The organism is Blautia sp. BIOML-A1, assembly GCF_009883055.1.
GTDB lineage: Bacteria > Bacillota > Clostridia > Lachnospirales > Lachnospiraceae > Blautia_A.
In genome coordinates this window covers 135,231-150,850 of sequence record NZ_WWVR01000001.1, presented here as the reverse complement: position 1 = coordinate 150,850, position 15,620 = coordinate 135,231, and the positions used below count along the sequence as shown (strand labels likewise).

Here is a 15,620-nt window from a genome sequence, read left to right as displayed (position 1 = left end):
TTATTAATTCTCCATCTGTTTAAGCTGTACGTTTACCTTTTCCATCATTTCTTCGTATTTCTGAAGCTTTTCTTTTTCGGCATTTACCTTTGCTTCCGGTGCTTTGTTGACAAAGTTCGGATTATTCAGCATGCCCTGGCATCTTGCGATTTCCTTTGTGAGACGTTCCTGTTCTTTCTTGAGACGTTCCATCTCTTTTTCTCTGTCTACAAGATCTTCCAGAGGCATATATACAACTGCATCAGATACAACAACGGATACTGCATCTTCACCGATTCCGTCTTTGTTCTCCTGTACATGGATTTCTTTTGCAAATGCAAGGTTTACAAAAGATTTCTTGCATGCTTCGTATCTTGCACAGGTTTCTGCATCCTTGCCAACAACGTAGAGATGAGTCTTACGGTTCATCGGTACGTTCATCTCTGTACGTGTATTACGGATTCCGCGGATTGCTTCCTTGAAGCTCTCAACTGCTTTTTCTGCCTCCGGGAATACCCATGCCTCCTGATATACCGGCCAGTCAGAAATCATGATGGACTCTTCTTCCGGAAGAAGTGTACAGTAGATTTCTTCTGTAATAAACGGCATATATGGGTGAAGCAGTTTCAGGCCTTCTGTCAGTGCTGTGCGCAGTGTCCAGAGTGCATCGTTTGCAGCTTTCGGATCCTCATCTGCCTTCCAGAGACGTACTTTTGCCATTTCGATGTACCAGTCACAGAGTTCATCCCACAGGAAATCATAAACCTTCTGAACAGCGATTCCCAGCTCGTATTTGTCCATGTTGTCAGTTACATCACGGATCACTGCATTCAGCTTAGAAAGGATCCATTTGTCCTCAAAGCAGAGCTCGTTCAGATTTTCTGGTTCTGTTACTGTTTTGCCTTCCAGGTTCATCATAATGAAACGGGATGCATTCCAGATCTTGTTTGCAAAGTTACGGCTGGACTCTACACGCTCCCAGTAAAAACGCATGTCGTTTCCAGGTGCATTTCCTGTGATCAGTGTCAGACGAAGTGCGTCTGCACCATATTTATCAATAACCTCCAGTGGATCGATACCATTTCCAAGAGATTTACTCATCTTACGTCCCTGAGAGTCACGTACCAGACCATGGATCAGTACATGATGGAACGGTACTTCTCCTGTCTGCTCCAGAGCAGAGAATACCATACGGATAACCCAGAAAAAGATGATATCATATCCTGTTACAAGAACGTCTGTCGGATAGAAGTATTCCAGCTCCGGTGTTTTGTCCGGCCATCCAAGTGTGGAGAACGGCCACAGGGCTGAGCTGAACCAGGTATCCAGAGTATCCTCATCCTGATGGAAATGTGTACATCCGCATTTCGGGCATTTTTCCGGCATTTCTCTTGCCACGACCACTTCACCACACTCATCACAGTAGTACGCCGGGATTCTGTGTCCCCACCAGAGCTGACGGGAAATACACCAGTCACGGATATTTTCCAGCCAGTGCAGATATGTCTTTCCGAAGCTTGCCGGAACAAATTCCAGTTCTCCTGGTTTCAGAGCATTGATTGCAGCCTTTGCCATTTCATCCATGCGTACAAACCACTGTGGTTTGATCATCGGCTCTACGGTTGTGCCGCAACGGTCATGTGTGCCGACACTGTGGCTGTGCGGAACAACCTTAACGAGAAGTCCCTGTGCCTCAAGGTCTGCTACCATTGCCTTACGTGCCTCGTAGCGGTCCATGCCTGCATATTTACCGCCAAGAGAATTGATGGTTGCATCGTCATTCATGATATTGATTTCTTCAAGGTTGTGGCGCTTGCCTACCTCGAAGTCATTCGGGTCATGTGCCGGTGTGATCTTAACGCATCCTGTTCCGAATTCCTTGTCAACATATTCATCTGCGATAACCGGGATCTCACGGTCAGTCAGCGGCAGTTTCAGCATCTTGCCGATCAGGTCTTTGTATCTTTCATCCTCCGGGTTTACTGCAACTGCAGTATCTCCAAGAAGTGTTTCCGGACGGGTAGTTGCAATCTCTACAAATCTTCCCTCTTCTCCCACGATCGGGTAATTGATGTGCCAGAAAAATCCGTCCTGATCCTCATGCTCTACTTCTGCATCTGAAATAGAAGTCTGGCATACCGGACACCAGTTAATGATTCTGGAACCCTTGTAAATATATCCTTTTTCGTATAAGCGGATGAACACTTCCTGTACAGCCTTTGAACAGCCCTCATCCATGGTAAAGCGTTCTCTTTCCCAGTCAGCGGATGCTCCAAGCTTCTTAAGCTGGTTGATGATCTTTCCGCCATATTCTTCTTTCCATGCCCATGCATGTTTAAGAAATTCCTCACGTCCGATGTCGTGCTTGTCGATGCCTTCTTTTTTGAGCTTGTCGATAACCTTGACCTCAGTTGCGATTGCCGCATGGTCGGTTCCCGGCTGCCACAGTGCTTCATATCCCTGCATTCTCTTGAAACGGATCAGGATATCCTGCATGGTCTCATCGAGTGCATGTCCCATGTGGAGCTGTCCGGTTACGTTCGGCGGCGGCATAACGATTGTAAATGGTTTTTTATCTGGATTTACCTTTGCATGGAAGTATCCGTTATCCATCCATTTCTGATAAAGACGTTCTTCCAGCCCTTTCGGGTCATAAGTCTTTGCAAGTTCTTTGCTCATAATATCCTCCTGATTATATAGGCTATTTCCTTTATTGTATATAGGCTATTTCCTTTATTGAAAAAACAGCCCCTCACACTGCTTGTGTGAAGGGCAGTTTGCCTGACTCTGAAAACTACTATAATTGCATTTTGGAACCTTGTCAAGAAGGATTGATGAAATTTCACAGATATTCTCTTCCATTTTTGATCTCAGATTCCAGGATCTGTCCTATTCTACAGATTTCAGAGATTCTACCATATTTATCTTTTTGAGTTTTTTGTGCATGAACAGATTCACTATGGCTGAGAAAACACAGGTGAGCAGTGCGCAGTATACGAAGCTCACCGGCCGGATATTTCTTCCAAACATAACTGCATCCACTTCAACTGTCACAATGATATACCTATGCAGACCAATACCGAAGACCGCTCCGAAAAGAATCCCGACTGCAGTAAGGATAATGTTTTCTCTCAGCACATACTGCGAAACCTCTTTGTCAAAAAATCCCAGTACTTTAAGCGTTGCCAGTTCCCTCTGCCTCTCTGTGATATTGATATTATTGAGGTTATACAGCACGACAAACGCCAGCATTCCAGCTGATACGATCAGGACTACAACAACGATTCCCAGAGTGCTGAGCATACGGTTTACCATCTCCATTGTGCTGGCTGTATAACTGATACTCAGTACAGCTGGAGACTCCATGATCTTCTGACCGATTTCTTCCGTCTGATCTTTATACTCATCCCTGACCAAGAATACAATATCTTCATAATCGGGTTCTTCTCCAAAGACATCTTCATATACCTTCGGTGTCATATAAACATAATGACCGGCATAGTTCTCTGTGATCACGGCTATTTTTGTCCGATATTCCCTGTCGTCTTTTTTGAGAATCAGTTCGTCTCCTGCCTTAAGATCCAGAAGTGCTGCTGTTTTTTCGCTGACTGCCGCCCCCTCATCTGTCAGTTCGTACTGTTCCTTTGTTATGCGGTTTCGAAGGGTAACATCCTTTTGGAAATTCTTAAGATTCTCCGGAACATAGACATATACACTTAAATTTGCCTTTCCATTCGGTGCAGTGAGCTTGGAAAGCTGGATTTTGGTATAATGATCCAGTTTTGAGTTCTGATCCAGTTCCTTTATAAGTGCCTTCTTATCCGTCTCAGCCGCGTCACCATCAGCAATGATCGTTCCATCATAATGCTGCAGATTTTTGTACTGCAGATTCACAATATCTGAGATGGAATCCTGGATCCCATAACCTACCAGCATCAGTGCCATGCTGCCTGCGATGCCGAAAACTGTCATAAAAAGTCGTTTCTTGTAGCGGAAAAGATTTCGAAGCGATGACTTCCAGGTAAAGTTCAGATGCTTCCACAAAATCGGAATGCGTTCCAGAAAAATTCGCTTTCCCTCTTTCGGTGCCGGCGGACGCATCAGAGCCGCCGGTGTTTCTGCCAGTGCCTGCCGGCAGGAAATAATGGTTGCTCCCACCGTACAGATCAGTGCTGCTATCGAAGCGGTCAGTGCATATTTCCACTCGTAATGAATCTGAAGATTATTGGAAACATTGTGGTACATCATTCCATATGCCTTGATGACTATATATGGAAGCATTTTTTCGCCAATCAGAATTCCTGCCACGCTTCCTCCGGCTGTTGCCAGGAATGCATAATTCAGATATTTGGAGGCGATATCCATCTTTTTATATCCGAGTGCCTTAATCGTTCCGATCTGGGTCCTCTGCTCTTCTACCATTCTTGTCATGGTTGTGAGACTGATCAGTGCCGCTACCAGGAAAAAAATGACAGGAAAAACCTCACCAATACTCTTGATACGGTCTGCATTATCACCATAGTCCGAATATTCCGGAAGGCTGTTCCTGTCTGTAATGATCCATTCAGGCTCTTTGATGTCGTTCAGTTCTTCCTTCGCATCGTTGATCTTCTGTTCTCCGTCACGGATCTCATCCTCTGCTTCTTTCTTGCCATCCTGATACTCTTTCTTTCCATCTTCTAATTCTTTCTCTGCATCCTTAAGTTTCTTCTCAGAATCCTTGAGCTTCTGCTCATTTTCCCGGATCTCTTTTTCACCATCACTAAGCTTCTTCTCATTTGCAGCGATTTCTGCCTCACCGGAAGAAAGTTTCTGTTCATTTGCTGCAATTTCCGCCTGTGCCGCCTCAAGTCTTGCCCGGTTTGCGTCCAGCTCAGCCTGACCGCTCTGAAGCTTTTGAAGGCTTGCATCCAGTTTCTTCCGACTCGCCGTCAGAGTTTTTTCGTTTGACGCAAGTTCCTTCTCTCCTGCTGCAAGCTTTGCCGATTCGCTGTCCATCTGAGTGCGGCTCTGATCAATGGTAGTCTGTCCGGCCTTCAGGCTCTCCAGTGCAGCTGCCAGTTCTGTTTTACTGGACTGAGCCTGTGAAAGCCCGCCCTGAGCCGCACTCAGATTGTTCTCAAGCTCTGCCTTCTGGCTGACTGCCTGCTGACAGGCATCCACAGCTGCCTGCGCCTCGTTTAAGGCACTGTCCGCTGCCGACAGTTGTCCCTGTGCCTCATTCAAAGCCTGTTCATAGACTGCAAGTTCTTCTTCCGAAAGTTCTCCTGCTTCAGCTTTTTGCTGTGCTTCGTCATAGGCTGTCTGCGCACTGTTTACATTTTCCTGTGCTGCCTGAACTGCCCCGAGAGCCTGTTCCTTCGCCGCCTGTGCCGCTCCCAACTGTTCTTCGACCCCTGCAAGCTGTTCAAGCCCGGCCTGAATCTGTGCAATCTGCCCTTCCAGCTGTGTGATCTGTGCATCCACCGCTGCCTGCCCGGATGTCACCTGTGCAATTCCATCAGTCAGTTCTTTTTGCTTCTGCTCAAGCCCAGCACGTCCATCTGCGATTTTTTGTTTTCCTGCTTCTATCTGTTGTTTTGCCTTGTCAAATTCAGCCTTGCCTTCCTCATATTGTTTCTTTCCGGCATTGTACTGTGACCATCCGTCATCCAGTTTCTCCTGGGCTGTTTCCAGCTGTGCCTGTCCGTCGGCAACCTGTTCTCTGGCTGAAGAGATCTGGGTTCTCCCGTCAGCCAGCTGGGCTCTGGCATCCTCCAGCTGTTTTTTGCCATCGGCAAGTTCTTCTTTTGCATCGGCAAGTTTCTTCCTGCCATCTTCTAATTCTTTCTTTCCGTCACGGATTTCTTTCTCACCGTCAGAAAGCTTTTTGCTGGCATCGGCAAGCTCTTTATCTGCTTCCTTTCTTCCATCGGCAAGTTCTTTTTCTGCATCGGCTATCTTATCCTGTGCTTCTGACATTATTTCATTATAACGAAGTTGACAGCGTTCTTTCTCAATTCCTTCAACCCGCTTCTGAAGTTTCTCGACCAGATTATCATAGGCATCCGTGTAACTGATCACCTTATCCGTCCCATGTGCCAGGATATAGATCTGGGTAAAAACCTCCTGATCAAAATCTTCCGGAAGAACATATGCAAAGCCATTTACCTCCCCGGAGCCAACCGTTGTATTTCCCCTGTTGAAGGAAATATACAGAGGACTTTTGCCCAGCCCGACGACCGTATAGGTCTCTGTATTCAGAAGCCTGCTGTCTTTATCCTGACGCATCTTTATCGTGCTCCCGATCTCATATCCCTGCCCTGATGCAAAAGCCGAATCCAGAAAACATTCTCCACTCTTTTGAGGAAGCCGTCCCTCTGTCACAGTGAGCTGGTTCACATTCTGATCCACAGATTCTATATGAAGAACCTTCTGCCTTTCCTCGCCGCAGATCACATCTGTACAATAAGCACCTTCTGCACTCTCTACACCGTCAACTGCCCGGACTGCTTCTATATCATCCTCCGTCAGCCCAAGAGTTCCCACGATCTTGAGATCCATAAGCTGTACTTCATTATAATAATCATCTCCTGATAATCTCATATCCGGCGATGATGCCTGGATCCCGGAAAAAAATGCAACTCCCAGTGCCACGATACAGAATATCGAAATAAAACGTGCCCTGCTCTTTCGGATCTCCTGCCAGAAATCTTTGTGCAATGCTTTTTTTCTGCGTTTTCCTACCATTCAATCTCCTCCACCGGTGTCGGATGATCATTCTGTTCCATCGAAGAAACCGTTCCGTTCTTGATATGGATCACCCGGTCTGCCATAGGGGTCAGTGCCGAATTGTGCGTGATGACGATCACTGTCATATTCTTCTCCCTGCACATATCCTGAAGAAGCTTCAGAATCGCCTTACCTGTCTGATAATCCAGTGCACCTGTCGGCTCATCACAGAGAAGAAGCTTCGGATTCTTTGCAAGTGCTCTCGCTATGGAGACGCGCTGCTGTTCCCCACCGGAAAGCTGTGCCGGGAAATTTCCCATCCTCTTCTCAAGTCCGACCTCTCGCAGGACCTCCTTTGCATCCAACGGATTTTTGCAGATCTGCATGGCAAGTTCTACGTTTTCCAGGGCAGTCAGATTTGGCACCAGATTATAAAACTGAAACACAAAACCGATATCATCTCTTCGATATGCGGTAAGCTGTCTGCTGTTGTAGTCTGTGATATTTCTTCCGTCCACCTGAACAAGACCTCTGGATGCGGTGTCCATACCTCCGAGAATATTGAGGACGGTCGTCTTTCCGGCACCGCTCGGTCCTACAATGACCACAAATTCGCCTTTGGCAATTTCAAAGCTGATCTCATCAACTGCACGGATCTCAACCTCACCCATCTTATATATTTTGGAAACTTTATCTAATTTCACGTATGCTTCTTCCCTGTTCATTCACATCTCCCTGTTGTTTTCTCTGTTTTTACAGTTTCTTCATAACTATTTACAGACAAACCCTTTTATTTCGTAACTGTTCAGCACCCTCACAGTTACGAGTCAAAATGCATTCCAAATCACCTTCGGTGATGGCATTTTGCCTTGTATGTCTCGGGATTTTGGCAAAAAACATGCCAAAACGCCTCGCGGAATACTACCTTCTGAATAATTACTTTATTTCTTAGTATACCACAAAAAGCACTGACCGGAACAGTGTCCGTTCAATGCTTTTGTGAATTTTCTGACTCAGCTGCCAGATACAATATTATTATTTTTTACGTCCCGTCATCAGTCCGCCGATCCTGCCGGTTTCCTTTGCAGAAAGACTTTTCCACCCATTCTCAAGAACTTTGTCGAGAATTCCGAGTTCTTCTGCGATCTCGTACTTGATCCTTTCTTCTTCCGGAAGTTCGCCTCTAAGATAGGCTTCTACCTCTTTCTCCTTATTCATGTCCGTTCACTCCTTTATTATGACTGTCAGTTACGTCTTTTGGAAAGTATGGACAGTTTTGAAGAAATTTATTCATCCGGTATCAGTCTTTTGGGATTACAATTGCCGCAATGATATATGCCCAGATTCCGGCTCCTCCAAAGCAGGTAAAGATGATCCACGCCAGACGTACCAGTGTCGGGTCAATATTAAAATATTCTGCGATACCTCCACACACACCGCACAGCATATAATTTACAGAGGATTTGTAAAGTCGTTTGTTATTCATAGAAATCTGCCTTCTTTCTTAAAATCTTAACTGTTCAGTACCCTCACAGTTGCGAGTCAAAATGCATTCCAAAACGCCTCGCGGGATACTACCTTCTGAATAGTTACTTAAAATCTTAATATTTATAGTTTCAGCATACTATCTCTTATTCTGTAAATGTAACCGTGATGTTACCCACACCGCAGTTCAGTTCCATATCACCCTTTGCATTCGGGTTTGTAATTTCTTTACTGTGTCCGATACCGCTGTAGGAACTGCCGCCGATTTCCACCTCACCGGCCGCACAGGAAATCTCATAATTATAATCTGTTTCTCTGCCTGAAATATTCAGTTCGATATTTCCCACTCCACAGTCAGCCTCCAGTTCCTTCGTATCCAGTTCTGACAGTTCTACGTTTCCTGCTCCAACTTCAATACTCACTTCTCTGGCTGTAAGCCTGCCTGTATTGGTAAATTCTCCGGCTGCCACGGAAACATCCAGCTCACCGGTGTTAAATCCATCCTTCAGAGTGACAGTGCCTGCGGCGATCTCTATGGATGTCTCATCAAATGTATAACCCTGAGGATAAGATACCAGGATCTTTCTGTCCTGTGTTCTTCCGGTTGTCTCAAGGACCAGACTGCCGTCATCCTTACCAACCCTTACCTTATCCTTCTTCGCACCGGATACTTCTATAAGGATCCTGTCTCCGTCATAAGGCTGAAAACTAAGTTCTCCTGCACTTAAAGAGAATTCCAGATCAGCAGACGGATCTGTCTCAAAAACTTCTTTGTCCTTATCTGTTTCTGTCGGTTCAATGCGGGATATTTCATCCCAGTCCTCATCCCAGACATCACTGCCCGTTGTCCAGGCTGAATTTGCAACCTTCTTAATGGTCGTATTAACTCCGTACCTTGAAAGATCAAAGCCTGTGATCGTAGCTCCCATAACTACACCTCCTATACAAAGACCTATACCGGCAACTCCCAGACCCAATGCTGTTTTTAAAAGAACTCTGGAAATTTTTCTCATAATCCCGCCTCCTTTTTCATATTTCTGTTAACAAGCCGACTACAAAAATCTACAAACTTCCGAAGCAGCATCGGCAGAACCCTGGTAGCCGTCCAAATCAGAAATACCAGACCTGCCAGTGCCACCGCAAGAACTATGCAGCCGATTCCGGCTCCCAGAATGCCAAATCCTACGCTGCCGGAAAAGCATGCTCCGATACCGGCACCAAAAGCTGTGATTCCGACTGCAAAAAGCACCAGTACCGCTGCACCGATTCCAAACACAATCAGAAACGGAAGAAGTGCCAGGGTGACAATAACTCCAAGAATTCCGCCAACCGCTCCCTTGATAAGCGGAGAAACAAACACCAGAAGGATCAGTGCCAGGATCACACCTGCATTGCCTCCCTTACGTTCAGCGTGATAGCCACGCTCTGCACGGCCGCCTCTCTTCTGCATCATCTCCGGCTCCGGTCTGACACGCTCATCCTCAAAACCCTTCTCTGTGTATTCTCCGTAATCCTGCGAGCTGTCCTTAAGATCAGCCTTGATGATCGCGGCCACCTTACCCGGACTTCCCAGTTCCCTGATCACATTTGCTTCCTGGTCTTCCCCGGCGTCATCAAAATAACTCTCATAATAGTCAAGAGCCTCCTGGCGTTCCTCCTCCGAGATATCAGAAAGCAGTTTCTTCAGTTGCTCCATAAACTGCGCTCTGTTCATAACTCTATGCCTCCCTCAAACAATTTCGAAATCTTCGTTGAATAATTCTTCCACTCAACTCTGTAAAGATTCAACTGTGCTGTTCCCTTCTCTGTGATCTTATAGTATCTGCGATTCCTGCCCGCATATGCCATATCATATGTCTCCAGACATTCATCCTTCTGAAGTCTGCGAAGAACCGGATATAGTGTGGACTCAGATACCTCCAGCACGCTCCGCACATCCTGGGTGATCTTGTAACCGTAGGTTCCTTCCTCCTCCTTGGAAACTACCGCCAGTACGATTGCATCCAGAAGTGCTGCACCTGTATTAAATACCATGTTCTCACTTCCTGTTCATATATTCTATAATATTATTGTTATGTATAATATTATTTTGTTACTAATACTATATAATATATAATATAGTTTTGTCAATAGTATTTTCTATTTGGTCGGCCTGATTTATACTTTTATCGTAGTTTGATAGCTATTCAGAAGGTAGTATCTCGCGAGGTGTTTTGACATGTTTAGCTGTAAACAGTTACAATTGTTCCACAGGATACAATCCTTCCGATACTTTAATAAAACAGGAGATTCTTATGTCAGAACAGAATATTACAGAACTTCTTCATCCTGCCTTTCTTGCACGAATGAGAGAAATGCTCGGCGATGAATACGATTCTTTTATCAGAAGCTATGATTTACCAAGAACCTACGGCCTTCGCGTCAACACTTCCAAGATCAGCTGCGAGGAATTTGAAAAACTCGTTCCGTTCCCGGTAACGCCGATTCCCTGGATTCCAAACGGTTATTTTTATCCGGAGGATGTGCGCCCGTCTTACTGTCCGTTTTATCAGGCAGGGCTTTATTATCTTCAGGAACCCAGCGCCATGACTCCTGCATCCTGCCTGCCGGTCCTCCCCGGCGAAAATGTGCTGGATCTCTGTGCCGCCCCGGGTGGTAAAACAACAGAGCTTGGCGCACGGCAAAACGGCGAAGGACTTCTGGTCGCCAATGACATCAGTGCTTCTCGTACCCGTGCCCTGCTTCGCAATGTAGAACTTTTTGGCTTCACCAACACCTTTGTCGCCAACGAGACACCTGCCCGCCTCAGGGAACGCTTCCCGGAATTTTTCCATAAAATCCTTCTGGATGCCCCCTGCTCCGGCGAAGGAATGTTCCGCAAGGAAGAAGCTCTTGCCAGAGACTGGTCTCCTGAGAAATCCAGGGAGCTTGCCGGTATACAGCGGGAACTGATCCTTCAGGCTGCCGATATGCTCCGTCCCGGTGGACAGCTTCTTTATTCCACCTGTACCTTCGCGCCGGAGGAGGATGAGGGCGTTGTCTCCTGGCTTCTTGAAAATCGCCCGGAAATGGAACTGATCGAACTCCCATCCCATGAAGGATTCACTCCAGGCGTTCCGGACTGGGGCAACAAAGATCCTCGTCTCAGCCGCTGTGTACACCTTTTTCCACACAAAACGCAGGGAGAGGGACACTTCATGGCACTGTTTCAAAAGGAAGGCCGCACAGATCTGATCGCCTCCCCGTCCTTAGCAAAGCCAAATCCGGAAACTCGGAAATGGCTGGAACTTTTCCTGAAAGAAATCGGCCTTAAGATGCTCGGCGGAAAGCCTTTTGACTGGAACCGGGTGGAGACGCGAAAGGACAAGGTGTATTATCTTCCGCCGCTCACCGGCGATTTCCGCGGACTGACCTTTCTTCGAAACGGACTTTATCTCGGTGATCTCAAGAAGAACCGCTTCGAGCCGTCAGAACCTTTTGCACTGGCTCTGCATAAAGGTGATGCCGAAGCAGTCATTTCCCTCTCCGTGTCGGATGAGCGTCTGACACGTTATCTGAAAGGCGAAACCCTGAATATCGAACCGGAAGAAGCAGCCCATGCAAAGGGGTGGCATCTTCTCTGTGCAGACGGCTATCCCATCGGATTCGGCAAGCTGGTCGGCCAGACCCTCAAAAACAAATATCCCGCAGGCTGGAGAGTTTGATACTCTCCAGACGCAGGATATTTCCATCTCATGCCTTACAGCAGCAATTCCTTACGAAGTGCAAAGGAATAAATATATTTCTGTTTTACTTTTTTGTGGAGCATCCGTTCCAGTGCCGAGGCATAATCCTCCAGCTGTGTCTTATATCGTTCGATCAGCTTATTTTCTTCTCCCCGGGCAATCCGGTCAGTCTTATAGTCCACCAGCACAATGTCCTCACCTTCCAGGAAATACGCATCTATGATTCCCTGTACAAGAACCGTCTCATCGCCGCTCCAGGAAGCGTCCAGCTCCTTCCTGTCTACTTTCATCACAAACGGCTGCTCCCGGTAAAGTTTCTTATCCTGTGCCGCCCGCTTCATTCTCTGTCCCAGTTCTGACTCTGCGAAACCAAGGATATCTCTTCTGTAGATGCATTCGCCCTCCTGCGGTGACATCTTGTGCCCTTCCACCAGGGTTCTGATCTGTCCGTCAATCTCCCGGATTCCATCCAGACGGGTATAGTCCAGACATTCCATCACCCGGTGATAGGCTGTTCCACGAGCTGCTCCCTGCGTCACTTCTCTCTCGCCGGAAATAAATCCCGGTACGATCCGAACCATCTCCGGCTCCGGATAAAGAGCAGATTCTTTTTCTTCCTCGTCTGCATATTTTCGTTTTTTCAGTTCTGAAACACTTACCTTCACCGGCAGTTCTCTGAGGTATGCATACGGATAACTGAAGTCAAATTTCTCTTTCAGCACCTGCCGGATGTTTTCATCGTAAATTTTTTCACTGTCCCATTCCCTGAAAAACGCTTCCCGAAGCTGTGCATCTGTCTGATCCAGTATCTCTCCCTGTACCAGTTCTCCAAGTGTCACCTTGCTAATCAGAAAATCTGCATTTTCTTCACAGATCTTTTCCGGCTTCCCAAAAATCCCGTACTCCGCCAGAAGTTCTTTCATTGCCGGATGACGGACCAGTGCCGGAAGGATATAGGACCAGTAGCTTCTGGCTTCCGAACGCACGCCCAGTGGAAGCAGGGTTTCTTCACTGTGCATATAACGGGACACGCTTCTTAATGCAGCCTCTATATTCCCCATCGAACCGGTGATAATAAGTTTTTCTTTTGCTCTGGTCAGTGCCACATAGAGAACTCTCAGCTCCTCTCCCAGGCTCTCTCTTTTCAGTTCCCTTCTGATGATCTGCTTCTGCATTGCCGATACGATCAGTCTCTTTTCCGGAAAGATCGCATCCACCCCAAAGCCAAGCTCCGGATGAATCAGAAATTTCGCATTGATGTCCTGGAAATTAAACTGTTTTCCCATCCCTGCCGCAAACACGACCGGGAACTCCAGTCCCTTGCTTTTGTGGATTGTCATGATCTGCACAGCACCGCTGCCTGCATCTGCCAGATTGACTTCACCGAAATCCACCTCATATTTCTGAAGCTTTTCGATATAACGGATAAAGTTAAACAGTCCCCTGTAACTGGTTTTTTCATAATCCATTGCCTTTTCGACCAGCATATGCAGATTTGCTCCTCTCTGTGCACCTCCCGGAATTGCCCTTGCATATCTGCCATATCCCGTGTCTTTGAGAATGTACAGGATAAGCTCATGGATCGGTGTATAAGCCGCCATATCACGAAATTTTGTGAGCTGGCTCAAAAACAGTTTCAACTTCTGCACAAGTCGGAGTTTTTCCACGTTTTCTTCGGATATTTCCTCTGCCTTTTCCACGTAAGCGCAGATACTGTCATATACTCTTCCATCCGGACATTCACTTCGAAGCATCGCAAGCTCCTGTGCTGTACAGCCTACGATCGGGGAATGCAGTACGCCTGTCAGCGGAATATCCTGCAGCGGATTGTCACAGACTCTCAGATAGTTAAGAAGTGTTACCACCTCCTGTGCAGAAAAATATCCTGTTCTCGACGCAGAGTACACCGGAATCCCTCTGGAACTTAAAACCTGGCTGAAGGTTTCTGACCAGCCCGTGGCACTTCGCAGAAGAATTACAATATCTCCATACCTTATCTCGCGATATTCTCCGGTTTCTTTATCCAGGATCCTGTCCTTTCCGATCATCCTGTGGATGCGCTGTGCGATTGCCAGGGCTTCCATCTCTCTCGCATTTTTCTGCTCCTGCTCATCCTGTGCTTCCTCGCCGTCTTTTTCTACAATGAGAACCTCTGTGCGGACAAACTCCGGATCTTCTCCTTCCAGAAAGGATGCTCCCGGATACAGAGCATTATCGTCATCATAAGTGATTCCTCCAAGATCCTCTCCCATGATCTGACGGAATATATAGTTGACAGAATTCAGTACCTCTGCACGGCTTCGGAAATTTTTGTGCAGGTCGATTCTCTGTTCCTCGCTGTCTTCCAGAGAATAACTATGATATTTCTCCATAAAAAGCTCCGGCCTTGCCAGACGAAAACGGTAGATGCTCTGCTTGACATCACCTACCATAAAAATATTTTTGCGCTTTGACACCCAGCCGGATACCATCGTTGTGATAAGCTCCTGCACAAAGTTACTGTCCTGATATTCATCCACCATGACCTCTTCATACTTTTCGGATAATTCACGGGCCGCCTGTGTGGGTATCAGTTCTTCATCCACTTTTTCGACAAGTATCCGAAGTGCAAAGTGCTCCATATCCGTAAAATCCAAAAGATTTTTTTCTCTTTTCTTCCTGGAAAAAGCCTCCTTAAACTGACGTGTAAGCTCTGTCAGTCCTTCCAGCGGCTCTCTTGCACAGGCGATCAGTTCCAGAAGGATTTCTTCCTTCTGATTAAAAAACTTCGTCGAAAGCTCTTTACAGATTTCTTTTTCTTCATCCCGAAGTTCCTTCGCCTGCTCTTTTTTGAACGGATCTATGGAACTGTCCCTCTTTGCTGAAAGTTTCGCAAACGTATGACCTGCGAGAGTCTCTGCCACCTTGTCATAATCTCTGGTATCCTTAAGCCGTCTTATCTCTCTCCAGAAATTCAGATCGTCTGCCAGTGCTTCCTCATAGATATAGGGACCGTCCGGCTCTTCACACAGTCTTCTGGCACTCTCTGCCAGTGCTTCTGCCTGTATGACCTTTTCATCCAGCGTTTCCCAGAGAAGACGGATCCAGTTTGTTTTGCGGAGATCTTCTATGTTTTCCACCTGATAGACATTCAGACATTCTTCCAGCCACTCTTCCGGAAAAGGATGACTCATCGCCGCATTATAAAGCTTATAAACCATCTCTCTGATCTCATCATCGGATTTTCCTGATGCATAGCACTCAACCAGACTCAGAAATTTCGGATCTGCTTTCTCATATGCCTCTTCCAGAAGATCCTTCATGACATCTTCCTTGAGAAGCTTCAGTTCTCCCTCTTCTGCAGTACGATATCCCGGATCAAGATCCACCATATGAAAGTAATTCCGGATGATATAGGAACAAAATCCATCGATCGTCGTGATCTGGGCATTATGGATCAGTGTTGCCTGCTTCTGCAGATGTTCATTGTCCGGATTTTCGTACAATGCCTGATCGATCGCATTGGAGATTCTCTCTTTCATTTCTCCTGCCGCCGCTCTTGTAAATGTCATGATCAGAAGCCGGTCGATATCCACCGGCCTTTTTGGATCCATGATCTTACTTAAGATCCTCTGTACCAGGACGGCTGTCTTTCCGGAGCCGGCTGCCGCACTAACCAGAATATTTCTGTCACGCAGAGTGATAACCTTCCTCTGCTCCTCGGTCCACTTCATTCCCATC

Annotated in this window: 10 protein-coding genes; 1 reads left to right on the top strand and 9 read right to left on the bottom strand. The window is 46.6% G+C overall.

Translation table 11 applies throughout. The annotated features are described in order from the left end of the window. Positions 1–3 precede the first annotated feature (3 nt). From GT674_RS00640 to GT674_RS00605, 8 genes are all read right to left on the bottom strand, one after another. The gene (locus tag GT674_RS00640; RefSeq protein ID WP_161283895.1) at positions 4–2,658 is read right to left on the bottom strand and encodes a valine--tRNA ligase; all 2,655 of its coding nucleotides are present in this window, start codon (positions 2,656–2,658) and stop codon (positions 4–6) included. 210 nt (positions 2,659–2,868) lie between these two features. After that, complete coding sequence (locus GT674_RS00635; protein WP_161283894.1) at positions 2,869–6,708, bottom strand: FtsX-like permease family protein; 3,840 nt, start codon at positions 6,706–6,708, stop codon at positions 2,869–2,871. Further along, a complete protein-coding gene (locus tag GT674_RS00630; protein WP_161283893.1) occupies positions 6,702–7,415 on the bottom strand; it encodes an ABC transporter ATP-binding protein in 714 nt (237 codons plus the stop codon). Before GT674_RS00630 ends, GT674_RS00635 begins: the two co-directional genes overlap by 7 nt. 310 nt (positions 7,416–7,725) lie before the next feature. Further along, positions 7,726–7,908, bottom strand: a complete 183-nt coding sequence (locus GT674_RS00625) for a small, acid-soluble spore protein, alpha/beta type (protein ID WP_161283892.1) — start codon at positions 7,906–7,908, stop codon at positions 7,726–7,728. 82 nt (positions 7,909–7,990) lie between these two features. Next, positions 7,991–8,176 (bottom strand): PspC domain-containing protein, encoded by a 186-nt coding sequence (locus GT674_RS00620; protein WP_161283891.1) that lies wholly within the window; start codon positions 8,174–8,176, stop codon positions 7,991–7,993. Between the two features lie 145 nt (positions 8,177–8,321). Then, positions 8,322–9,188 (bottom strand): DUF4097 family beta strand repeat-containing protein, encoded by an 867-nt coding sequence (locus tag GT674_RS00615; RefSeq protein WP_161283890.1) that lies wholly within the window; start codon positions 9,186–9,188, stop codon positions 8,322–8,324. Beyond that, on the bottom strand, positions 9,185–9,889 hold the full coding sequence (locus tag GT674_RS00610; RefSeq protein ID WP_161283889.1) for a DUF1700 domain-containing protein: 705 nt from the start codon (positions 9,887–9,889) through the stop codon (positions 9,185–9,187). The genes GT674_RS00615 and GT674_RS00610 overlap by 4 nt, the downstream gene beginning before the upstream one ends. Next, positions 9,886–10,209 carry a PadR family transcriptional regulator gene (locus tag GT674_RS00605; protein WP_161283888.1) on the bottom strand — a complete coding sequence of 108 codons (324 nt, stop codon included), beginning with the start codon at positions 10,207–10,209 and terminating at the stop codon, positions 9,886–9,888. Before GT674_RS00605 ends, GT674_RS00610 begins: the two co-directional genes overlap by 4 nt. A gap of 260 nt (positions 10,210–10,469) precedes the next feature. Here GT674_RS00605 and GT674_RS00600 point away from each other — a divergent pair, with 260 nt between their 5' ends. After that, the gene (locus GT674_RS00600) at positions 10,470–11,879 is read left to right on the top strand and encodes an RsmF rRNA methyltransferase first C-terminal domain-containing protein (protein ID WP_161283887.1); all 1,410 of its coding nucleotides are present in this window, start codon (positions 10,470–10,472) and stop codon (positions 11,877–11,879) included. Between the two features lie 35 nt (positions 11,880–11,914). On the opposite strand, the gene addA is transcribed toward GT674_RS00600, so the two are convergent. Beyond that, positions 11,915–15,619, bottom strand: a complete 3,705-nt coding sequence (gene addA / locus GT674_RS00595) for a helicase-exonuclease AddAB subunit AddA (protein ID WP_161283886.1) — start codon at positions 15,617–15,619, stop codon at positions 11,915–11,917. Between the last annotated feature and the right edge of the window lies 1 nt (position 15,620).